Origin of the sequence: Clostridium sp. C8-1-8, assembly GCF_009928445.1 — a bacterium.
Lineage (GTDB): Bacteria > Bacillota > Clostridia > Clostridiales > Clostridiaceae > Clostridium_AR.
This window is the reverse complement of record NZ_JAABNO010000002.1, coordinates 76,833-99,576: the sequence shown is the minus strand read 5'-3', so window position 1 is coordinate 99,576 and position 22,744 is coordinate 76,833. Positions and strand designations below refer to the sequence as shown.

The following is a 22,744-nucleotide window of genomic DNA, read 5'->3' as shown; positions in this document are numbered from 1 at the left end:
ATTAACTTTGTGAAAATTTAATTAAATAACTTAAATACTATTAAGGTTAAAAAGGTACCAAATATAGCGCCTACTATTACTTCCCAAATACTATGCACCTCGGAATCTACCCTGCTTTGAGCTGTAATGAAAGCCATAAGATAGCTTAGCATTATGCATAGTGGCTCCTCAGTTATTAAAGCTATAGCTGTTGCTAAAGAAAAAGCTAAGGCACTATGACCACTAGGCATACCTCCCTTTAGTGGTGTACCTTCACCAAAGAAAGCTTTTACGGCTATGGTAGCTAGACAAACAATAACTAATACTATAAAAATAGTATAAGGTTCAGACTGCCTTATCTTTCCCACTACAAGATAAGTAACGTTAGTAAGTTTATCCCAGAATATAACATATCCAACCAATATAGCATTGATTGCTGTAACTAATACTGCTCCTGCTGCTGCATTTTTAGCAAGTTTAGCTAATGGATGATAGTAGTTTGTGGTCATATCAACTACGTGCTCTATTGCCGTATTCATAAGCTCAGAGGCAATTACCATTGTTATAGTTACCGCTAAAATAAGAAACTCCATCTTCTTTATATCATATATAAAACAAGCAGTAAGAACCCCAAGGGCCACTGCTATATGAATACGCATATTTCTTTGAGTTCTTACAGAATGTATTATTCCATTAATTGCATAGTTAAAGCTATCAACTAATTTTCTTACCTTCATAATATTCACATTAAACCTCTCTTGTTATATTTAATTTCTCAAGTATGCTTTCTTCTCTTTCCCTCATAATAGACTTTTCTTCTTCTTCCATGTGGTCATAACCTAAAAGATGTAAGATTGAATGCACTACTAAATAGCAGCATTCTCTTGTAAAAGAATGATTAAACTCTTCACTTTGCTCTTTTGCCTTTTCAAGAGAGAGAACTACATCACCTAAAACTAAATCTGCTTCATCAAAGAATGACGCATCGAAATTATAATCTATGTATACATCTTTATAAACCTTACCTTTGGGATAATCTAACATAGGAAAAGATAAAACATCTGTTTCTTTATCCATATTCCTAGTTTCTTTATTTATTTCCCTTATAGATATATTATCTACAAATATTACACTTATTTCACAGGACCTATCTACATTTTCTTCATTTAATGCAGTTATTATTACATCCTCTATTATCTTTTCAAAATCCTTATCTAAACTAATTTTTTCTTGTCTATTGTCTATATATATCATTTTATCCCGACCTTTGTAGCTAATTTTATTTTGATTATTATATATTACTGGCAAAATCAAGTGGTTATACAGGAACTGCATAACCATTTATATATGAACCACTTCCAACTAAAGTTTATCCTTTCAAATCCCCCTCAGAAACAGACGAGTTTTGAAAAGAAATTTAGGATTGAAGCGGCTCATCCTTAACTTCAACAAAATCATTTTTAGTATTTTTTCAGGCTATGTTCAACACAGTACTTTAACATATACTTTTTCTAAATCTTATCTTTCTCTGTTGGATACTCTATCCTCTGATGATATATTCCATTAAGAACTTTTAAAAAGCACTTAGATATCTTATTAATATCCTTCAATGTAAGATCACAATTATCTAGTTCCCCAGAGTATAACTTATCCTTCACTATCTTGTTTACCATTTCATCTATCTTGCCCTTAGTAGGGTCACTTATGGATCTTACAGAAGCCTCTACGCTATCTGCAAGCATTATAATTCCTGCTTCCTTACTTTCAGGCTTTGGACCAGGATATCTAAAATCCTCTTCCTTTATTTCATCAGGATTTTCAGCATTATTCTTCATGGTTATATAAAAGTATTTAACCAAGGTAGTTCCATGATGCTGTTCTATTATGTCTCTTATAACCTTAGGCAGATTGTATTCCCTCGCAAGTTCCAATCCATCCTTAACATGAGATATTATAATTAAAGTACTCAAATTAGGAGTTATTTTGTCATGAGGGTTCTCTTTTCCTATTTGGTTTTCCTTGAAGAAATAAGGCCTTCTTGTTTTTCCTACATCATGATAGTAAGACCCTATTCTTGCCAGCACTGGGTTACCTCCCACTTCTTCAGCGGCAACCTCCGAAAGGTTAGCCACCATCATGCTATGGTGATATGTTCCTGGCGCTTCCATTAAAAGTTTCTTTAAAAGCGGATTGTTTGGATTTGATAATTCTAAGAGTTTCACAGTGGTAACTACATCAAAGGTGCTTTCAAAGAAAGGTAATAGTCCAACAGCCATAACTCCTGAGAATAGACATCCTATTATTACAAAACCAGACTTCATTAAGATATCCAGTATATTATTCGAAAGTATAATTCCTTGAGTAAATGTAACTATTGCTCCAATCACTGATAAAAACAGCGTAGAATACAGTATATCATTCCTCTGCTCTATCTTCCTTAGTGAAGTAGAAGCTAAAATAGAAATCAAGAATGATAAGACGATGGCTTCTGCATTAAAGTTTACAGCTCCAGCAATAAGAATGCAGTTAAGCACACTTAGAAATAGAGAAACCTTATAATTTACCAGCAAGGTTAATAATATAGGAGCACAAGCTAGAGGTATCAAAAATGGAGATACTATAGCAAAGGCTCTAGCCAGAATTAGTGACGTTATATTTACTATACTAATAAGCAGTAACTTACTATTATCATCGTATACGTCCTTATAATACTTTTTAAGGTATCTGAACTGTAAAGATAGTATAGTAGCTACGAAAAATGCTGTAGAAATATATATAATGAAATTTATATCTGATTTATTAAGTAATCCTAAAGAGTCAAGGATCTTTATTTGATCTTCAGTGACCGGTTCACCCTCTTTAACTATTGTTTGATTTTTTTTGATTACTATAGGCGCTACTTCCTTGATAGCTTCTTTTTTCTTTTCTTCAGTTTTGTCCTTATCAAAGAATAGATTTGGCTTAATTATATAATAGCCTATATTACGCAGGATATCCTTTATATTTCTATTATAATTTATATTTGCTATTAGATTATCAAGGATGCTTTTTGAACTCTGCAGATCCGAAGGCTTATCTTCTTGTATATTTTTCTCATAAGACTTTTTTAGGCCATCTAACATGATACCTAACAATTCATTGAGATTGTCTTTAGAAAGCCCTAGCAAGCTGCTTATCTCATCATTGTCAAGTTTTATTGGTGTAAGCTTGCTAATTTGAGATATTTTATCGGTCTCAGGAACATTTGAATCCTTAAGGGCACTTATTTTATTAAACAAGGTTCTTAGATTATCTTCCGCATCCTTCTGTATATCAGTCTTTAAAGTGTATTGCTGTCCATACTTATCCGCCTCTGCCTGTTGCCTCTTAGTCGTTGCATCTTGGTCTACTATCTCTCTTGGAGCTTTTATGTCTACCTTTGAGATGTCGCCTTCTTTCAAGTCATATTTTTTAGTTACAAGAGAAGATATTATACATAGATAAGCTATTAAGAATGTCAATACAAACATAATTATTCTTTTAGGATTATTTATAAACTTAAAACTGATTCTTTTTTCTTTGCTCAAAACTCCCACCTTCTTGTTAGGCTTATTTTTTGTAAATCACTCTACATCCTATAGATAAACAAATCCTATTAACACAAATTAGTTACTAATCCTTAGATCTGTTATATCTGTTTATAAATTTATGGCTTTATAGCTATATTTTGTTCTATCACTACTGCTACCTTAAGTCTAACCTTACCTTCACCAATATCTTCTGTATTAACCATCTTTTTAACGAACTTTCCTTGCTTATCGATATCCTTCATTATAGCATCATATAGCTTATTTGTTGCATTATTAATTATATTTTCTTTAGTGTCTCCAATAGGCTTTACACTTTTCTCATAATATACTATTTTATTAAATATTTTACCCTTATTTTCTATTTTATCATAATTAGCGAATTCTTTTGTAGGCTTTTTTATATAAATTTTCTTACCTAAAATCTCAAGATAAACAGCCTCCTGTTTATTGCCTGTTTGCTCTTCTACATTTCCGCTTATCTGAAGATCAGTTATCTTTTCATAGAAAGTATTAGCAAAAACCTTCCCAGCTGCTTCTACTTTATATTCTGCTCCTTCTTTACCTTGTACACCTTTTATAAGAACTTGTCCCTTTTTTACCAAGTCTCTTTGATTCACAGCTGCAGTTCCAGATGTGGTATATACTCTTACAACTTCTCCATCCATCTTTGCTACTACATCATTTTCATTAGCTTGTTTTACTATCTCTGGAGGATTAATTTTCTCCTCTATCTTCACCTTTAAGGTGGAGCCTTCTATTCTTGCTCTCACCCACATTATCTCTCCATTTCCATCCTCAAGCTTTTTCTCAAGCTGTCTAAAATCTACTAAGGACTTTTTCACACCTGGTTTTATTCCAAGCCGTCCTAATTGCTGCCTTATTTCATAAGGTGATACGTACCTACTGGTATCAACCTGAATACTCCATATGTATGTTGAAAGATAATATAACATTGCTAAAAACAAAACTGAGCCAGCTATAAGAGTGCTTTTCTTTTTCATCCTTAGTAAAGTAAATGCTATGCCTTTTCTTCCTATTACCTTTATCCTAGCCTTTGACTTCTTAGCTAAGTCCAATACTTCATTATAATTCTTAAGCTCAACTTCTATAGTTATAGTAGATATGTCTAGTTTTTGAATATTCTTAGCTAGTATTCCGTTTCTCCACAGAAGATTTATAAACTTCTCAGGATACAATACCTTTACTTCTAAATTTATAATTCCTTTACTATATCTCTTAAAATCCATAACATCATAACTCCTCATATACTAAAGATTTGAATTTGCCGCTTATGGTTATTGTGTTTCCTCCTATAAATAAAATCTCTAAATTGTGTCCACCTAAAGTGATGGTTCCAACCTTCGAATTTATTTTTATCTCATTATTATCAAAGGATATTATTCCCTTATGGTTCTCAATAATTATTTCGTTGTCACCTGTAATAACTATCTTAGGAATATTAAGAATAATATCTCTTGGCAAATCAAGTTTTTCCGCAAGCCCTTCTTTAACCTTGTCTAGTTTATTCTCCATTACACAAAACTCCCATAAAGTACTTTCATATTAGTTTATGAATTAAATTTTGTATAAATGCTAACTTTCTTATAAGAGGTGTTTTTGAATATAAAAATTTGGTTCTGTTTAAGTACCATTTTGACCTTAAAGGTCAGTCATAGATGCTCTAGTAGTCACTAAATACCAAGAATATCATTAAACATAGTCAAAAACTTAAATTGTTATCTTTTTATATTCTTAAATTGTTAAGAATTTATAGTAATAATGCGGCTTTTAATGACATCTTAAAGTTATATTCTAATATATTAACAGCTTAATGCCACTAGGTTTAGACAGTAAAAAAGGCAGCACCAACAATTGGTACTGCCTAAGTTTCATTATTATTATTTAAACAATTCTTCAAAAATATATCCGAGGAATTCAAACAAAAAAGAACTCAAATAGAGTTCTTCTTTATTTATTTAAATAATCTTTTACCATTTGACTAACAAGTTTACCATCAGCTCTACCTAAAACTTTAGGTTTTACAGCTGACATAACCTTACCCATGTCTTTCATGTTATTCGCACCCACTTCGATAGCTGCTTCTTTGATGATTTCTAAAATTTCGTCATTACTTAACTGCTGAGGAAGGTATTCTAACAAAATCTGGATTTCAGCATTTACTTTGTCTACAAGATCTTGTCTATTTCCCTTTTCGAATTCAAGCATAGCTTCTCTTCTTTGCTTGATTTCTCTAGATAGAATCTCTATAACTCGTTCATCCTCAAGCTGTACTACTTCAGTTTTTTCAACTAAAAGTATTGCAGACCTAGCAGTGCTTAATGTTTCAGCTTTAAATTTGTCTCTCGCCTTTAAAGCTTGCTTCCAGTCTTCTTGAAGTCTTTCTTTTATTGTTGGCATCATTCTACCTTCTTTCAAAGAAATTCCTACTTAAACTTTCTCTTTCTAGCAGCTTCTGACTTCTTCTTTCTCTTTACGCTTGGCTTTTCGTAGTGTTCTCTTTTTCTAACTTCAGAAAGAACACCAGCTCTAGCACATTGTCTTTTAAATCTTCTAAGTGCTTGATCTAATGATTCATTTTCTCTAACTCTTATTTCTGACATTCCTTTTTTCCCTCCCTCCGCTAGCTATATACTGTATTAAATATATCACAGCTGTGGGCTTAACAACACACGCTATATTATACAATAGAATTTTAAACACTGTCAAGAATTTCATTGCTATTTTTAGTTTGTTTTTAGCCTGGAGGCCATTTTAGTTCTCTTCCGCCTAACACATGAAAATGCATGTGATTAACTGTTTGTCCTCCGTCAACACCACAATTATTAATAATTCTATATCCAGTATCAGCTATGTTAAGTTCTCTTACTAGTGTATTAATAACATTAAATATGTGTGCAATTACTTTAGAACTTTCTTCATCTATATTATTAACACTTTCTATATGTCTCTTAGGAATTACTAGAAAGTGAATTGGAGCTTCTGGATTAATATCATTAAAAGCTATCACATCTTCGTCTTCATAAATCTTTTTTGAAGGTATTTCACCTTTTATTATTTTACAAAAGATACAATCGTCCATATTGATTCACCTCCTTTTAAAAGATATATATATATCTTACCACTAAATGAGGTATCTTAACCATAATATTCTAAATAAATACTATATTATTTCTCCTAAAGCATAATCAATATTACTTCCAATTATCTTCGTAGGCATTATTTTTCCTATTACAGAATCGCAGTCAAACTTTGCCACAACTCTAACATAGTTTTCTGTGTAACCTTCATAGCAGCCTTCCATGTTTGAAACAGCTTGTTCAAATAGAACTTTTTGAGTACTTCCATTTAAAGCACCAATAAATTGCTTCTCATTTTCTTCATTTAGTCTTATTAACAGCTTACTTCTTTCTTCTTTTATATTTCCATCAACTTGCTTTTCCATAGAAGCAGCTCTAGTGCCTTTTCTTGGACTAAACTTGAATATATGGGTCTTAGTTAACTTTATATCCTTTAGGAAGTTATAAGTATCCTCAAACTCTTCTTCTGTCTCCCCAGGGAATCCAACAATAACATCAGTAGTTATAGAAACATCTTGGAAATGTGTCCTTAATACCTGTACTATATCCTTATAATCCTTAGCTGTATACTTTCTATTCATTCTATTTAAGGTTTCATCGCAGCCGCTCTGAAGAGAAAGGTGAAAATGATGACATAGCTTTTTAAGCTTTGATATACGGTCTACTACTTCTTCTGTAAAGAAGGTTGGATCAATAGAGCCTATTCTAACTCTTTCAATTCCGTCAATGGCTTCTATAACCTCTAATATATCAACTAAGGTTACCTTCTGCTCTAAATCAACTCCATAAGAAGCAGTATGTATACCTGACAGTATTATCTCCTTAAAGCCATGCTCTGAAAGTTTCTTTACCTCTTCTTTTATCTTCTCTGGATCTTTTGAACATACAGCTCCTCTTGCGTAAGGAATCAAGCAGTATGAACAAAATCTGTTGCAACCATCTTGAATCTTTAGAAAAGCTCTTGTCTTATCTTGATATTCTTCTATATTTAGATCCTCAAACACACTATTCTTTAAAACCGGCGAAACCTGTATCTGCTGTTTACCTTCATCAATAGCTTTATTTACCCAGTAGACTATTTCTCCTTTGTTCCTAGTACCTAGTACGACGTCTACACCTTCAATGTTTCCTACCTCTGTTGGAGCTATTTGAGAATAACACCCTACTACAGCTATTACTGCATCTTCATTCTCACGTCTAGCTCTTCCTATGATTTGCCTAGACTTCTTATCCCCCATGTTAGTAACGGTACAAGTGTTTATCACGTATACATCAGCAAATGAATCGAATTCAACAACTTCATAACCTTCTCTGATAAACTTTTCTGCCATAGCTTCAGATTCATATTGATTTACTCTACATCCAAGTGTAGAAAAAGCCACCTTCATCACTTATTTCCTCCTATATCCCCAAGTTCATATTGCAAAAGAGACAGTGCAGTAAAGCCTGCTGTCTCTGTCCTCAAGATTCTAGGTCCTAAGGTTACAATTTTCGCTCCACTTTTCTTAAGTTCTTCTATTTCAAATTCTTCAAAGCCGCCTTCAGGTCCTATGATAATTGCAATATTAATAATCTCTGCATTAGAGATTTCACTTACAGCATTTCTTATACCATACCCAGTAGCATTTTCATACGGAACTATAACCATATCCATTCCCTTCAAAGCTTGAAGCATAGCACTGAATTCTATCGGTTCATCAATATTAGGTATAATAGTTCTCTTGCATTGCTTTGATGCCTCTAGAGCTATTCTGTGAAGTCTATCTAGCTTCTTAAACTCCCCTTTAAGTTTTACATCCACTCTATTAGTTATCAAAGGAGTTATTCTTCTTATTCCAAGTTCAGTACACTTTTGTACTATTAAATCCATCTTTGTAGATTTAGGTAATCCTTGAAACAAAGTAACATTAATATTACTCTCATTATTGCAAGCTAGCTCTTCAACAAGCTTAACCTTAACATATTGTTTAGTAATCTCTTCGATTTCTCCAAGGTACTCCTTGCCTTCTAAGTTATTTAAAGCAATCTTTTCTCCTTCTTCTAATCTTAGAACCTTGTAAATATGTTTTACATCATCTCCAGATATAGTAGCATGAGTTTCTGTAAAGGTGTCCTTTGGAGTGAAAAACTTATGCATCTTACACTCTCCTTAAAAGTTTATTTTACTTTTGCTATAATGCAGTTCCATTCACCATCTTTATTAACTTCAACTATTTCAAAGCCTGATGCTTCTAATTTATCAATTACCATTTGTCTTCTATCATGTATTATTCCTGAAGTTATGAATAGTCCACCTTGGTTCATAGCCTTTTTAACATCGTCCACTAATACACATATTATTTCTGCTATAATATTAGCTACAACTATATCGGCTTTTCCACTAACAACATCTAAAAGATTTCCTTCTAGTATCTCAATATTATTAAGATTGTTAAAACCTACATTCTCCTTAGCAGAATCAACTGCAACTGGATCAAGATCAACTCCTACAACATGCTTTGCTCCAAGCTTTGAGGCAACAATAGCTAGTATTCCTGATCCTGTACCTATATCAAAAACCACAGAATTTTCTTTAACATTATTCTCCAAAGCTTCTACACACATTCTAGTAGTCTCATGAGTTCCTGTACCAAAAGCCATACCTGGATCTATTTCAACCACAAGTTCATCTTTTGTAACTTGGTATTCTTCCCATATAGGCTTTATAACTATGTTTTTACCTATCTTAGTAGGCTTGTAATACTGCTTCCAGTTATTAGCCCAGTCTTCTTCCTTCATCTCAGTTGCTATAACTTCACCTTCACCTATATCTATACCAGACTCTTTAAGCTCCACAAGCTTTTCTTTTATATATGTAACCACTTCTTCTATATTATCTTCTTTAGAGAAGTAACCTTTAACTACTGCAGCTTTCCCCTTATGTTCTAATATATTTATGTCTGCAAAGTCCCAAGTAAGAGGGCCTTGTTCTCTTGTTAATATATCATTTGGATCTTCAATAGCCACACCTTTGCAGTCTAATCCATAAAATATACCTGACACAGGCTCTAAGGCCTCACTTTTACTTATTACCTTTATTTCTATCCATATTCCGTTCATATGCTCAATCCTTTCCTGCTTTAACTACATATATATGTTTGACAAATAAACTTATATAAATACTTCTAGTTCGTAGAGAAGCTATATTAAATCAAACATGTATATCACTTTAATATATCATAATATTTTGTGCTTTGTCATAACTCATATATTTTACACTCTTAGCTATCTTATGTAAATAGATTATCCTCTTCTATTTGTCAATTCCTCTAAATTTAACTAGGCTTCAATATAATTATTGAAATATGGATGCTTGTCAAGCTATACTATAAGAGTAATCATTTACATGAGATATTTTTACATTTCAATTTAACGGTTACTAGCAGTATAATTTTTATCTGCATTTTTGTCCCAGAAGTACTTTTCTATAATCTGTTGCATATCATATAAATAAATATTTATAAAATAGGCGGGTGATAACATGAATTGTTATGAAGCAATGAAGAGAATGCTTGAGATCGACTCAAAGATGCTTGAATTAGGCAAATTATTAGCAAACGCTAAAACTGTTGATGATAAAGCTAGATATGAAGCTAGCATTGATACATTGGAATTAGAATTTATAAAATTAAAGCATCAGTTACAATTTACTGAACTAAATACTAATAACCCATTAAATCTATAGGCATAGTGAATAAAATCTTATAGACTAACTGTAAGATTTTATCTTAAATAAACTGGCTTATGCCACACTTTTCTTAGTAAATCTTACAACTACTAATACAGTAAATAAGTGCTATGGGACATATTTATCAATTTACTAAGCTTGTGGCAAAAACATATATACTAGAATTTATATTCGGTTGAGTATAAAAAATAAAAGCAGTTAATGAACTATCATTAACTGCTTTTTTGCCTACTATCCAAATATCTTGCCCATGAAACCTTTTTTATCTTTGTCTTTATGATCGTTAGTATCACTTACTTTTTCGCCTGAAGCTTCTAAGAACATATTAAGAGCTTCTCTTTGCTTATCATTTAGACTCTTAGGAATATCTACGATAACATTAACGTATTGGTCACCTCTACCCGAGGAGTTTACTCTAGGTACACCTTTTCCTTTTAATCTAAATAAAGTTCCTGGTTGAGTTCCTGATGGAACAGTGTATTTAACATCTCCATCAACTGTTGGAACCTTTATTTCGGTACCCATTGTAGCTCTTATCATATCTAAATGATAGTCTAAGTAAATGTCAAAGCCTTGCCTCTTAAAAATTTTAGAAGATGCTGCATTGATTCTTATATATAAATCTCCTGGCGAACCGTTGTTTGAACCGTGTTCTCCTTGTCCTCTTAAAGGCATTACATTACCAGTATCAACACCTGCTGGTACATTAACTTTTATCTTTCTAGTCTTTCTTACATTGCCTTTTCCTCTACAATCTGGACATGGATCTTCAATTACGTGTCCCCTGCCACCACATTTATCACAAGTTGTTTGACTAACCATGTTACCAAAAGGAGTTTGTCTTTGAACTCTTATTTGACCTGTTCCACCGCATTTTGAACAAGTCTTTGGTGATGTTCCAGGCTTAGCACCTGAACCTCTACAAGTCTCACAGTTTTCACTTCTTGTTAAAGATATTTCTTTTTCTACTCCAAATACAGCTTCTTCAAAAGAAAGATTAAGAGTATATTCTATATCAGCACCTCTTTGTGGCCCATTTCTTCTGGCACCAGCACCGCCACCACCGAAACCGCCGCCAAAAATACTTTCAAATATATCTCCAAAACCACCCATACCTCCAAAATCAAAACCATCAAAACCATCTGCACCGCCGGCATTAAAGTCTGTTGTTCCGAATTGGTCATATTGAGACTTCTTCTGAGGATCACTTAAAACTTGGTAAGCTTCATTTAATTCCTTAAATTTTTCTTCTGCTTCCTTATCCCCTGGATTTCTATCAGGGTGATATTTTAGGGCTTGCTTTCTAAAAGCTTTTTTTATCTCATCATCACTTGCACCTTTTTCAAGACCAAGTACACTGTAATAGTCTTTGCTTGCCAATTATTTCACCACCTAAGTTGTAATATTAAAGGGAAGACGAGTTAGCCTTCCCTGTCATATTATATATTAAATACTCGCTTTGTTACAACTATTTGTCATCATCAACTTTAAAATCAGCATCTACAACATTGTCATCATGAGGTGCTCCTGCATTTGCTCCACCTGCATTAGCAGCGTTTGGATCGAATCCAGCACCGCCTTCAGCATTTGCTGCACCATATACCTTAGATGAAATTGCATAGAATTCTTGAGTTAAGTCTTCTACAGCTTTCTTTATTCCTTCGATGTCATCAGTATCTTTGATTTTCTTAACTTCATCAAGCTTAGCTTGAACCTTTGCCTTATCATCAGCAGATATCTTATCTCCAAGCTCAGTTAGAGTTTGTTCTGTTTGATATACAACTTGATCAGCATTGTTCTTAACTTCTATTGATTCTTTTCTCTTCTTATCTTCTTCTGCAAATCTTTCAGCTTCTTTAACTGCTGCATCTATTTCTGAATCACTTAAGTTTGTTGAAGCTGTAATAGTGATATTTGCTTCTTTTCCAGTTCCCTTATCAACTGCTGATACTTTAACTATACCGTTAGCATCTATATCAAAAGTAACTTCTATTTGAGGAACGCCTCTTCTTGCTGGAAGGATTCCTGATAGTGTAAATCTACCAAGAGTCTTGTTGTCAGCAGCCATTTGTCTTTCACCTTGAACAACGTGTATTTCAACTGATGTTTGGTTATCTGCTGCTGTTGAGAATACTTGACTCTTTCTTGTAGGTATAGTTGTATTTCTTTCTATTAATGGAGTTGCTACTCCACCTAGAGTTTCTATACCAAGACTTAATGGAGTTACATCTAGAAGTAATACGTCCTTAACATCTCCAGTTAATACACCAGCTTGAATAGCAGCACCTACTGCAACACATTCATCTGGGTTAACTCCCTTTGAAGGTTCCTTACCAGTAAACTTCTTAACAGCTTCTTGAACTGCTGGTATTCTTGTTGAACCACCAACTAAAACTATCTTATCAATATCATTTAAGCTTAAACCTGAGTCAGCAAGTGCTTTTCTCATTGGCTCTATTGTTCTATCAACTAGATCACGAGTTATTTCGTTGAATTTTGCTCTTGTAAGAGTTAATTCAATGTGCTTTGGACCTGAAGCATCAGCTGTAATAAATGGAAGATTTATTATAGTTTGAGTTGAAGATGAAAGTTCTATCTTAGCTTTTTCTGCTGCTTCTTTAAGTCTTTGTAAAGCCATCTTATCATTTCTTAAATCAATTCCATTTTGTGATCTGAAGTCTTCTGCTATATAATCTATAATCTTTTGGTCGAAGTCATCTCCACCTAAGTGAGTATCTCCGTTTGTTGCTTTAACTTCGAATACACCATCACCAAGTTCAAGTATAGATACGTCGAATGTACCACCACCTAAGTCATATACGAATATCTTGTGGCTGTGATCTGTCTTATCTAACCCATAAGCAAGAGAAGCTGCAGTTGGTTCATTTATTATTCTTAAAACTTCAAGTCCTGCTATCTTACCAGCATCCTTTGTTGCTTGTCTTTGTGAGTCATTGAAGTAAGCTGGAACTGTTATAACTGCTTGAGTTACAGTTTCTCCAAGGTATGCTTCTGCATCAGCTTTAATCTTTTGAAGAACCATTGCTGATATTTCTTGTGGAGTATAGTCTTTTCCATCTATTGTAGTCTTATGGCTAGTTCCCATATGTCTCTTTATTGATATTATTGTCTTATCTGGATTTGTGATCGCTTGTCTTTTAGCTACTTGACCAACTAATCTTTCTCCGTTAGCTTGGAAAGATACTACTGAAGGAGTAGTTCTAGCACCTTCTGAGTTTGCTATAACTACTGGTTCTCCTCCTTCCATAACAGCTACACAAGAGTTAGTTGTTCCTAAATCGATACCTATAACCTTTCCCATTTCTATTTCCTCCTCGTTATTGCGAATTTAATTTATTTATTCAAAGTAAATTATGTTTACTAGTTTGCTACCTTGACCATAGTGAATCTAAGAACTTTGCCACCCTTTTTATAGCCTTTTTGAAACACTTCAGCTATTGAGTTTTTGTTAAAGTTCTCGTCTTCTATATGCATTACTGCTTGATGTAAGTTAGGGTCAAACTCTCCAGTTGTGTCGATTTCCTCAACACCTAACTTTTCAAAAGCATTTTTGAACTGTCTTATTGTCATATCAACGCCTTTCTTAAGGTCATCAACACTACCTTCAACAGCTACAGCTCTTTCAAGGTTATCTAAAACTGGAAACATTTCTTTTAGTACATCTTCGCAGGCATCAGTGTATATGCCTTCTTTTTCTTTAGAAGTTCTCTTTCTAAAGTTGTCATATTCTGCATTTAGTCTTAAAATTCTTTCCTTTAATGCATCTAATTCATTATTAAGCTTAGAGTTCTCATTTTTTAGTTTAATAAGCTCATCCTTGAATGAAGTAACATTATCACTACCACTCTCAAACTCTATATCCTCTAAAACTTCACCTTCAAAAACTTCTTCTACGTTTTCTGTTTCTTCAACGTTGCCAGTGACATTTTCTGAAGCATTAACTTCATCTTTTTCATTAACTTGATCGCTATTCACTTCTTTCATATCTTGTTACTACACCTCATCTCTCATTTATGAAATAGGGCTTTTTCTAAAATTATATAAACCCTTTATTGGTTTTCATCTTAATTGATATATCTATGAAACTCAAAACTTATTTTAAGCCTTGATTTTTTAACGATTCATTAAGTTCCCTCATTACTTCTTCCATGATGGACATGACCTTCGGATAATTTATTCGGGTGGGTCCAATCAGTGCTATGGTTCCTGTATTTTTATTTCCTAAGGTATATGCAGCTGTAATAACGCTACAATCCTTAGCTTCAGGCAGATAATTTTCATCACCTATTCTCACAGAAATATCATCTTCACTGACTATTAGTTTAGCAACATTATCCTTATCATAAAGAAGTGATAATATTTCTTTAGCTTTTTCAATGTCATTGTATTCTGGGTAATTAAATATGTTAGTTGTACCCTCCATAAAAACCTCACTTTCAGAGGTATTTAAGGTTTCATACAATGCTGGTATCAATGCATTGAATATTTCATCAAAGCCTGATAAATCTTTCTTAAGCTTATTTATTGTTTCTAAATTTATCTGCTCTATAGTTAGGTCCTTAAGCCTTATATTAAGTATATTATTTATTTTTATCAAAGTTTCTGGTGAAGGTATACTAGAAACCTTAATAAGACTATTCTTAATAACTCCACTATCTGTAACTATAACACAAAGAAGATTAGCCTGATCTACTGTAAGCAACTGTATAGACTTTATAACACTCTTCTTTACTGAAGGAGCATTTACTATACAAGTCAGCTTTGTAAGCTGAGATAAAAGCGTACTTGCTTGCTTTATCATCCTATCTACTTCAAAAAGAGCAGAGTCTATAAGATATTTTTTAATCAATAGTTCTTCTTCTAAGCTAACGCCTTGAAACTCCATTAATTTATCAACGTATAATCTATAGCCTTTACTTGACGGAATTCTACCAGCAGACGCATGAGGTTGTTCCAGGTATCCCAATTCTTCTAAGTCAGACATTTCATTTCTTATAGTGGCTGAACTTATTCCCAAGTCATATTTTTTAGCGATAGTCCTTGATCCTACTGGCTCACCTGTCATAATATAGTCATTTATAATCGCCTGAAGAATTTTTATTTTTCTCTCATCTACCACTAATCTCACCTCTTTTGTTAGCACTCGTTAGTAGTGAGTGCTAATGACTACGATTTAAATATATTATTTATATATTTTTTTGTCAATTTGTTTTATGCTAATAAATCTATAGATTCAATTAATTTAAGCCGTTATAGAGAAATTTTCTTTCAATATCTCAAGATTTCTTCATGTTTCTCAAAAATTCATTTTTAAAACTATTACATACCTGTTCCATTGCTATTATAATTATAAAATTTCCAAACTATTTTATGTTTAGGCTTATCTAATAATGTTGCTGAAATTAAGTCATCACGAAGGAGATGCTATATTAGCAAGCAATCATCTCAGCTCATTAAAGCATGGGATAACTGACTACTTAATTCCAGACTTAATTTATGACAGCATAAAATCGCTCATAACATAGTTTGACAACTCTATACCTTTTTTACTCAAATAAATTCTTCCATTTTCTCTTATTAGAAGTTCTTCTTCAATATGTTTTTTTATAACATCATAGAATATATCCTCTATAGCTGTGCCAAACCTATGCTTAAAGTCTTCTTCAGATATACCATCTAACTTTCTTAATCCCATGAAAATAAATTCCTCTATGTTATCTTCTCTAGAATTTTCTATAACTTCTTCATATTCTTCCAGATTGTTTTCCATAGCTTCCATATACTTATTTAAGTTTGAAAGGTTCTTATATCTTGTTCCATTAATATAAGACGATGCTCCAGTTCCACAAGCTAGGTAGTCTTCCATATTCCAATATACAAGATTGTGTCTGCATTCTCTGTTAATCTTAGCATAGTTAGATATTTCGTATTGCTTATACCCTGCCTCCTTGAGTAAAGTATGAGTTAATTCGTTCATTTCTCTTTCTTCATCTTCTGACGGAAGATTCAGTTTATTTTGTTCATACCATCTGTAGAATACAGTATCTTCTTCAACTATAAGGCTGTAGGCAGAGATATGTTCTGGTTTTAATTTAACTATTTCTTTTAAGCTTTCTTCCCAATGCTGTACCTTCTGACCAGGTAGTCCGTACATAAGATCTATATTTATATTAGAAAATCCTTTACTTCTAGCTAGATAATAATTTTCTTCAAATTCTTTGTAATTGTGTATTCTACCTATAACTTTTAGCAAGTTATCTTGACAGGCCTGTAGTCCAATTGAAAGCCTGTTCACCTTGTTTTCTTTCATAATTTCTAATATTTCATCACTTAAGGTTCCTGGATTACATTCAACAGTATATTCAACATCCTCAGAGAGCTTTAAAGCTCCAATGCACTTGAGCAGCTTTTCAAATAAGTTCAAATGTAAATAGGTGGGAGTTCCCCCACCTATAAAAATAGTTTTAATCTCATATTTATGAGCTTTTCTATTTATTTCTGCTATAAGAGCATCTGTATATCTATCCATTATGTTTTCAATACCTTGAAATGAATGAAAATCACAGTAAAAACACTTTTGCTTACAAAATGGTATATGTACATAAAGCGCTATCTTTTCCACACTGCTATCCTCCAATATCAAGTTTATTTCTTTAGTTTTAGTATCAAAACACTTAATTTTTTCTATATTAATAAGCTCTTTAAATTGTCCTATTCTACCTTTAGAACAGCCATGAATGCTTCTTGTGGAACTTCAACAGAACCTACCTGTCTCATTCTCTTCTTTCCTTCTTTTTGCTTCTCTAAAAGCTTCTTCTTTCTAGAAATATCTCCACCATAGCATTTTGCAAGTACGTCTTTTCTCATAGCCTTTACAGTTTCTCTTGCTATTATCTTTGTACCTACAGCAGCTTGAATTGGAATTTCAAAAAGCTGTCTCGGAATTATTTCTTTAAGCTTTTCAGCTATTCCTCTACCTTTATGATAAGCTCTCTCTTTAGGAACTATCATAGATAAGGCATCTACAGTATCCCCATTTAGTAATATATCAAGCTTAACAAGCTCAGAAGTTTCATAACCCTTTAGCTCATAGTCTAGGGATGCATAACCTTTAGTTCTTGATTTTAATGCATCAAAGAAGTCATAAACTATCTCGTTTAGAGGTATCTCATAATTAATTACAACTCTAGTAGTCTCGATATACTCCATATCAAGATATTTTCCTCTTCTCTCCTGGCATAGCTCCATTATAGGACCAACATACTCAGTAGGACTTATTATTGCAGCCTTTACTATTGGTTCCTCCATATAGTCAATTTCAGTTGGTTCAGGAAGATTTGTTGGGTTTGTAAGCTCTATTAAAGTACCATCTGTCTTTATTACTTTATATATAACAGAAGGAGCTGTAGTTATAATCTCAAGATTGAATTCTCTTTCTATTCTTTCTTGAATTATTTCCATGTGCAATAGTCCTAAGAATCCACATCTAAATCCAAAACCTAAGGCAATAGAAGTTTCTGGTTCAAAAGACAATGCAGCATCGTTGATTTGAAGCTTTTCAAGCGCTTCCTTAAGCTCTTCATACTTTGCACCGTCTACTGGGTATATACCAGAGAATACCATTGGTACTGCTGGTTTATAACCTGGTAGTGGTGTACTAGTAGGTCTATCTGCCTCTGTTATGGTATCTCCAACTCGAGCGTCTCTTACGTTCTTTATAGAACCAGTAACATAACCAACATCCCCAGCTCTTAGCTCTGAAATCGGCATAAAGCCAGGTGTAAACACCCCAACCTCAGTTACTTCGTATACCTTATTTGTAGCCATAAGCTTTATCTTTGTTCCTACTCTAACAGAACCTTCTTTTACTCTTACATAGGAAACTACCCCTTTATAACTATCATAGAAGGAGTCAAATATAAGAGCCTGTAAAGGTGCTTCTTCATCACCGGTAGGTGCTGGAACTTTCTCTATTACTGAATTTAATACATCAATGATGTTAAGGCCAGTTTTAGCAGATATAAGCGGCGCATCATGTGATTCTATTCCTATTACATCTTCAATTTCTTGCTTTATTTCTTCTGGTCTAGCACTCGGTAAATCTATTTTATTTATTACTGGAACTATCTCTAAATTATTATCTAAAGCTAGATAGCAGTTGGCAAGAGTTTGTGCTTGTATGCCCTGAGTAGCATCTACAACTAGTACTGCACCCTCACACGCAGCCAAACTTCTCGATACTTCGTAGTTAAAATCTACGTGTCCAGGAGTATCTATAAGATTAAGTATGAATTCCTCTCCATCTTCTCTTCTATAAACCAGTCTTGCAGCCTGAGATTTGATGGTTATTCCTCTTTCTCTTTCAAGCTCCATATTGTCTAAAACTTGCTCTTCCATTTCTCTTTGGGTTAAGGTTCCTGTGGTTTCAAGAAGTCTATCTGCCAATGTAGACTTACCATGATCGATATGTGCAACGATTGAAAAGTTTCTTATGTGTTTCTGTCTATTACTTTGCATATTCATAAACCCATCCTCAAGGAATTTCCTTGGAACAGTTTTCACCCCCATGTAGATTAAATCTTGTTAAATTATATCATAGCCTCCAGCTTGATTGTCAACATATATATGCTATGATACCACACCATCTATCTTTTTACTTATCTTTTCGTAAAAATACTCCATCCCATTTCCTATCTTGTCTATTATTATACTGCCTCCATCCTTTATCTTACCTAAGAACTTGAACTTTGTAGCAATTCCATTTATATCATAGTACTTTCCATTGAACTCCAATTTATAGCTTCCATCTTCATCATGTATCTTTAGTTCACAATCATCTTGTAAAAGTCCTAAAAAATCCTGTCCAAATTCACTTTTCAATTCCTTATAATCGTCTTGTGATATAGTATTAACACCTTCAGTGCTTTTGCTTAAAGAAGCAGTATTTATTATGTTTATATTTATAATGCCCCATAAAACAAAGGATATAATCATAAATATAAAAATAACATTTATTAATTTTCTCAAAAAAACACCCCCAAGATTTAAGTGTTGAGTTATAACTTATATCTATAAGGATGTTCATTTTTACCATTTTTATTCAATTCTTCACTTAATTCCAACTGATATTACACACTACTCTTTAATTAATTCTGATTACATTTATTATTATTTAAATATAAGTAGCTATTCATTACATGCTACATTAGTCAAATATTAAGATTAATTCATTGGCTGACTAACCACTTATTCAAAAAAGCTATTTAAGCAAAATCACCTAGTCAGGAGTCTATTTATTACTTTTTATTCAAATATTCAGCGATTACTCTAGCTACGTATTTTGCTGATCCTTGTGACTCATCACTAGTATTGATATCAGAACCAACCTCTATCAATATAGAGTGATTACTTAAATTCTGATTAAAGGAATTCATTCCTCTTCTATAAGACAGTATTCCCTTTGAAAAGCCTGGAAAAAGCTTTCTGCTTATATCGTTTAAACTTTCAGTTATTCCATTATTCTGATCATAATACGGTGTATTTTGTGCAGTAACAAACATTATTTTTGCTACATTTTCACCATTTATATTCAATGTAGTGGCATTTTTATTTTCTGTAGAATCTCTATGAAGATCTATTATCAACTTAAAATTATTATACTTTCCTAAATATTTTTTTACAGTTTCTGCAGACCTTAAATAACTATCATTGTATACCATACTGTGCATGGTCTTATCATGGATTACAGAAATACCGTAATTCTCAAGTTCCTTTTCAAGAGCAGTTCCAACTCCTACCACACTATACTTTTCTTCTGTTGAATCAGCATTTGCTGGTTTGTAGGCTTCTGTTGTATGAGTATGATATATAAGCACTTCCGGTTTGGATTCATTTAGCTGTTTCTTAAGCTTTGGATCAAAAGCAGCAGAAACTTTTATAGGTGTTCCGCTATCTCCCTGCTGATTTGTACTTTGCTTTTCTTCTGGATTAAGTTTAGCTATAGCTCCATCAGAAAGACTAAATGGATTGATTGATGCATAGTTTTCATTATATTCTTTTTCATTGCCGCTGGTTGAATTGAAGTAAGGTATCTCCTCAGCCAATAAATTTGATGGATTCATCAGGTCATTGGTTATTTTATCGTAGATAAGATCCCTAAAAGATTCACTTTTTACGCCTTTGTCATTAGTAGCTTGTACATTTGTACCAAAGTAAGGTATGGATTTTTCTATAGCTTTGATATAAAGATAGGAATCCTTTATTAAAGCTGTCCTCATATTAGTAAACAACACCACCACTACTAAGGCTAAACAAATTATCATAAAAAGCATCAATTTTAAAGAGCTATGTTCATTAGTTCTCCTCTTATTATAATACAATGTTATCCCCTCCTCATATAATTTATATGAGAAAGATATTTAAATTATGTTATGTAAAATTGCTAGTTATTTATGGATGTACCACTTCGTAGTAAAATTATATTTTTGTACTGAAATGGTACATATAAAAAAATCGCCAATAAAATTATCATATTAGCGATTCTTTTGAGCAATTATAGTTTTCCAACTTCAACTATTAAGTTTTCGTAATGGAACCATATAATACTTACCCCATAAATTTATTTATATCATCCATATCAAGACTAGGTTGCAATGCCATATTTAAGCCATTTGATATTATCTTAGACACAGAATCTATAACCACATCTACTTCTTTTGGTGTTACCATTAAATCACCTACATGAGGATTTAATAAGGACTTTATCATCTTACTCTTTTCATTTTTATCTATTGTCTTAAGCATATTATAGAATTCACTACCTTGTGTAGATTGGTGTATCATTTCATCTAGTACCAAATCCATAGCATCATTAACTATTGTGGCAGCATCTACCACAGTAGGAACTCCTATAGCAATAACTGGTATCCCTAGATTTTCTTCATTAATTTCCATTCTCTTATTGCCAATTCCTGCTCCAGGAGATATACCTGTATTTGCAATTTGTATTGTCCTATTTACTCTCCTAGTACTTCTAGAAGCTAAGGCATCTATACATATTACCATATCAGGCTTTATTTTTTCTGCTACTGCTTTTATTATTTCTCCTGTTTCTATTCCTGTTATACCTAGCACTCCAGGTGCCAAAGCACAAACCGGTCTCACGGAATCGTCAATAGAATCTGGCATAACTGCTTTTAAGTGCCTTGTTATCATCAATTTTTCCACAACCTTAGGACCTAAAGCGTCCGGTGTTACATTCCAGTTACCTAACCCTACTACTAGAGCAGTTTTAGATGGATTTATGTCAATTAGTTTGTTTAAGCTATCGTTTAGTACATCAGATACTTCATCCATAACCTCTCCATCATAATGAGTAAACTCAGGTATATCAATTGTTATGTATGTACCAATTGGCTTTCCAATCTTTACAGCACCATCTTCATTTATTATTTTTACAGTAGTTACCTTTATATCATTTATTTCTTCTTCCTCAGAAATAATGCCATCTGCTTCTCTTTTATTTATTTGTTTATATAATTCTCTTGCTTCCACAGCTAGGTCAGTTCTTACATTTATCATAAGGTTCACCTCCGACATAATTATTTTGTTCATATTTTATCCCACTAACTAAATAATTATTTATTTATAGATGTTGCTGCATATCTCAAGCTTATTTAAGTTATTGGCTAGTAGAAATTGTTAGTAATAAATCTTAATTTACTTGCCTTTATGCTAAAGTATTAGTATATTTAATATACTTACATTTTTCTTCAAAAATAATTATTTTGAATAATTATAGGGAATTCTAATGATATTAAGTTATAGTGTTTTTCGCTGATACTGTTATTATGTATAATTTTAACTGGGATTTACCAGCTAGTATGGCTTAAAAAAATAAAATAGTACTTGAATTAGGCCCTTATCAATGCTATAATATCATTTGTTGAATATGAACTCGTACGCAGATTTCCCCAAAAACTGCAGAGACCCTATAAAACTGAAGGGGGTGAACATGAATGGCAAATATAAAATCAGCTAAAAAGAGAATAAAAGTTATTGAAACTAAAACTTTAAGAAATAAGATAATAAAATCTGCTCTTAAAACAGCTATAAAGAAGTTTGAAGTAGCTGCTGGCGCTAACAATGTTGAAGAAGCTAAGGTTACTTACAAGGACGCTGCAAGAGCTTTAGATATGGCTGCTGCTAAGGGAGTAATCCATAAGAATATGGCTGCTAGAAAGAAATCAAGATTAGCTGCTAAGTTAAACACTATAGCATAATAAGCTTGTAAACCGGTCTAAAGACCGGTTATTTATTTTTCAAAAAATTAGAAAAGTCATATACATGAA

The 22,744-nt window shown here is 32.8% G+C and carries 22 protein-coding genes; 2 read left to right on the top strand and 20 right to left on the bottom strand.

What is annotated here, in order from left to right; all coding sequences use genetic code 11:
- Positions 1-17: 17 nt before the first annotated feature.
- The 11 genes from GXK57_RS02340 to prmA form a co-directional block, all read right to left on the bottom strand.
- On the bottom strand, positions 18-716 hold the full coding sequence (locus GXK57_RS02340; RefSeq protein ID WP_128212546.1) for a diacylglycerol kinase: 699 nt from the start codon (positions 714-716) through the stop codon (positions 18-20).
- 10 nt (positions 717-726) lie between these two features.
- The gene (gene ybeY, locus GXK57_RS02335) at positions 727-1,233 is read right to left on the bottom strand and encodes an rRNA maturation RNase YbeY (protein WP_160670852.1); all 507 of its coding nucleotides are present in this window, start codon (positions 1,231-1,233) and stop codon (positions 727-729) included.
- A 257-nt stretch (positions 1,234-1,490) separates the two neighbouring features.
- The gene (locus tag GXK57_RS02330) at positions 1,491-3,488 is read right to left on the bottom strand and encodes an HD family phosphohydrolase (RefSeq protein WP_160671589.1); all 1,998 of its coding nucleotides are present in this window, start codon (positions 3,486-3,488) and stop codon (positions 1,491-1,493) included.
- 176 nt (positions 3,489-3,664) lie between these two features.
- Positions 3,665-4,795 carry a sporulation protein YqfD gene (gene yqfD / locus GXK57_RS02325; protein ID WP_160670849.1) on the bottom strand — a complete coding sequence of 377 codons (1,131 nt, stop codon included), beginning with the start codon at positions 4,793-4,795 and terminating at the stop codon, positions 3,665-3,667.
- Between the two features lie 4 nt (positions 4,796-4,799).
- A complete protein-coding gene (yqfC, locus tag GXK57_RS02320) occupies positions 4,800-5,081 on the bottom strand; it encodes a sporulation protein YqfC (RefSeq protein ID WP_128212543.1) in 282 nt (93 codons plus the stop codon).
- A gap of 435 nt (positions 5,082-5,516) precedes the next feature.
- Complete coding sequence (locus GXK57_RS02315; RefSeq protein ID WP_128212542.1) at positions 5,517-5,966, bottom strand: GatB/YqeY domain-containing protein; 450 nt, start codon at positions 5,964-5,966, stop codon at positions 5,517-5,519.
- A gap of 26 nt (positions 5,967-5,992) precedes the next feature.
- Entirely contained in the window at positions 5,993-6,169 is a 177-nt protein-coding gene (gene rpsU, locus GXK57_RS02310; protein WP_072897356.1) for a 30S ribosomal protein S21, read from the bottom strand.
- Positions 6,170-6,303: 134 nt separating this feature from the next.
- Positions 6,304-6,648, bottom strand: coding sequence for a histidine triad nucleotide-binding protein (locus GXK57_RS02305; RefSeq protein ID WP_160670846.1), 345 nt, complete (start codon positions 6,646-6,648; stop codon positions 6,304-6,306).
- Positions 6,649-6,729: 81 nt separating this feature from the next.
- Positions 6,730-8,034: a tRNA (N(6)-L-threonylcarbamoyladenosine(37)-C(2))-methylthiotransferase MtaB gene (gene mtaB, locus GXK57_RS02300; RefSeq protein ID WP_160670843.1), complete on the bottom strand. Its 1,305-nt coding sequence runs from the start codon at positions 8,032-8,034 to the stop codon at positions 6,730-6,732.
- The gene (locus GXK57_RS02295) at positions 8,034-8,783 is read right to left on the bottom strand and encodes a 16S rRNA (uracil(1498)-N(3))-methyltransferase (RefSeq protein WP_160670840.1); all 750 of its coding nucleotides are present in this window, start codon (positions 8,781-8,783) and stop codon (positions 8,034-8,036) included. Before GXK57_RS02295 ends, mtaB begins: the two co-directional genes overlap by 1 nt.
- 20 nt (positions 8,784-8,803) lie before the next feature.
- Positions 8,804-9,745: a 50S ribosomal protein L11 methyltransferase gene (gene prmA / locus GXK57_RS02290; protein ID WP_160670837.1), complete on the bottom strand. Its 942-nt coding sequence runs from the start codon at positions 9,743-9,745 to the stop codon at positions 8,804-8,806.
- A gap of 421 nt (positions 9,746-10,166) precedes the next feature.
- Between prmA and GXK57_RS02285 the strand changes: the two genes are divergently transcribed.
- Positions 10,167-10,370: a hypothetical protein gene (locus tag GXK57_RS02285; protein WP_128212537.1), complete on the top strand. Its 204-nt coding sequence runs from the start codon at positions 10,167-10,169 to the stop codon at positions 10,368-10,370.
- A gap of 234 nt (positions 10,371-10,604) precedes the next feature.
- On the opposite strand, the gene dnaJ is transcribed toward GXK57_RS02285, so the two are convergent.
- From dnaJ to gpr, 9 genes are all read right to left on the bottom strand, one after another.
- Positions 10,605-11,753, bottom strand: a complete 1,149-nt coding sequence (dnaJ, locus tag GXK57_RS02280) for a molecular chaperone DnaJ (protein WP_160670834.1) — start codon at positions 11,751-11,753, stop codon at positions 10,605-10,607.
- An 88-nt stretch (positions 11,754-11,841) separates the two neighbouring features.
- Positions 11,842-13,695: a molecular chaperone DnaK gene (gene dnaK / locus GXK57_RS02275; protein WP_160670831.1), complete on the bottom strand. Its 1,854-nt coding sequence runs from the start codon at positions 13,693-13,695 to the stop codon at positions 11,842-11,844.
- 59 nt (positions 13,696-13,754) lie between these two features.
- A complete protein-coding gene (gene grpE, locus GXK57_RS02270) occupies positions 13,755-14,378 on the bottom strand; it encodes a nucleotide exchange factor GrpE (RefSeq protein WP_160670828.1) in 624 nt (207 codons plus the stop codon).
- Positions 14,379-14,487: 109 nt separating this feature from the next.
- Entirely contained in the window at positions 14,488-15,513 is a 1,026-nt protein-coding gene (gene hrcA / locus GXK57_RS02265) for a heat-inducible transcriptional repressor HrcA (RefSeq protein WP_160670825.1), read from the bottom strand.
- A gap of 375 nt (positions 15,514-15,888) precedes the next feature.
- Positions 15,889-17,016, bottom strand: a complete 1,128-nt coding sequence (hemW, locus tag GXK57_RS02260) for a radical SAM family heme chaperone HemW (protein ID WP_160670822.1) — start codon at positions 17,014-17,016, stop codon at positions 15,889-15,891.
- A gap of 89 nt (positions 17,017-17,105) precedes the next feature.
- A complete protein-coding gene (gene lepA, locus GXK57_RS02255; protein WP_160671586.1) occupies positions 17,106-18,911 on the bottom strand; it encodes a translation elongation factor 4 in 1,806 nt (601 codons plus the stop codon).
- Positions 18,912-19,022: 111 nt separating this feature from the next.
- Positions 19,023-19,421, bottom strand: coding sequence for a hypothetical protein (locus GXK57_RS02250; RefSeq protein ID WP_160670819.1), 399 nt, complete (start codon positions 19,419-19,421; stop codon positions 19,023-19,025).
- Positions 19,422-19,690: 269 nt separating this feature from the next.
- The gene (locus GXK57_RS02245; RefSeq protein ID WP_160670816.1) at positions 19,691-20,773 is read right to left on the bottom strand and encodes a stage II sporulation protein P; all 1,083 of its coding nucleotides are present in this window, start codon (positions 20,771-20,773) and stop codon (positions 19,691-19,693) included.
- A 226-nt stretch (positions 20,774-20,999) separates the two neighbouring features.
- Positions 21,000-21,974, bottom strand: coding sequence for a GPR endopeptidase (gene gpr / locus GXK57_RS02240; protein WP_160670813.1), 975 nt, complete (start codon positions 21,972-21,974; stop codon positions 21,000-21,002).
- Between the two features lie 437 nt (positions 21,975-22,411).
- Between gpr and rpsT the strand changes: the two genes are divergently transcribed.
- Positions 22,412-22,675 carry a 30S ribosomal protein S20 gene (gene rpsT / locus GXK57_RS02235; RefSeq protein ID WP_128212528.1) on the top strand — a complete coding sequence of 88 codons (264 nt, stop codon included), beginning with the start codon at positions 22,412-22,414 and terminating at the stop codon, positions 22,673-22,675.
- Positions 22,676-22,744 lie beyond the last annotated feature (69 nt).

Coding starts and splice junctions, on each gene's coding strand:
- GXK57_RS02295 (WP_160670840.1), bottom strand. CDS start 8,783: ATGCATAAGTTTTTCACTCCAAAGGACACCTTTACAGAAACTCATGCT.
- grpE (WP_160670828.1), bottom strand. CDS start 14,378: ATGAAAGAAGTGAATAGCGATCAAGTTAATGAAAAAGATGAAGTTAAT.
- yqfC (WP_128212543.1), bottom strand. CDS start 5,081: ATGGAGAATAAACTAGACAAGGTTAAAGAAGGGCTTGCGGAAAAACTT.
- GXK57_RS02330 (WP_160671589.1), bottom strand. CDS start 3,488: ATGTTTGTATTGACATTCTTAATAGCTTATCTATGTATAATATCTTCT.
- dnaK (WP_160670831.1), bottom strand. CDS start 13,695: ATGGGAAAGGTTATAGGTATCGATTTAGGAACAACTAACTCTTGTGTA.
- prmA (WP_160670837.1), bottom strand. CDS start 9,745: ATGAACGGAATATGGATAGAAATAAAGGTAATAAGTAAAAGTGAGGCC.
- rpsU (WP_072897356.1), bottom strand. CDS start 6,169: ATGTCAGAAATAAGAGTTAGAGAAAATGAATCATTAGATCAAGCACTT.
- yqfD (WP_160670849.1), bottom strand. CDS start 4,795: ATGGATTTTAAGAGATATAGTAAAGGAATTATAAATTTAGAAGTAAAG.
- lepA (WP_160671586.1), bottom strand. CDS start 18,911: ATGCAAAGTAATAGACAGAAACACATAAGAAACTTTTCAATCGTTGCA.
- GXK57_RS02315 (WP_128212542.1), bottom strand. CDS start 5,966: ATGCCAACAATAAAAGAAAGACTTCAAGAAGACTGGAAGCAAGCTTTA.
- GXK57_RS02305 (WP_160670846.1), bottom strand. CDS start 6,648: ATGGACGATTGTATCTTTTGTAAAATAATAAAAGGTGAAATACCTTCA.
- gpr (WP_160670813.1), bottom strand. CDS start 21,974: ATGATAAATGTAAGAACTGACCTAGCTGTGGAAGCAAGAGAATTATAT.
- mtaB (WP_160670843.1), bottom strand. CDS start 8,034: ATGAAGGTGGCTTTTTCTACACTTGGATGTAGAGTAAATCAATATGAA.
- GXK57_RS02285 (WP_128212537.1), top strand. CDS start 10,167: ATGAATTGTTATGAAGCAATGAAGAGAATGCTTGAGATCGACTCAAAG.
- GXK57_RS02340 (WP_128212546.1), bottom strand. CDS start 716: ATGAAGGTAAGAAAATTAGTTGATAGCTTTAACTATGCAATTAATGGA.
- ybeY (WP_160670852.1), bottom strand. CDS start 1,233: ATGATATATATAGACAATAGACAAGAAAAAATTAGTTTAGATAAGGAT.
- rpsT (WP_128212528.1), top strand. CDS start 22,412: ATGGCAAATATAAAATCAGCTAAAAAGAGAATAAAAGTTATTGAAACT.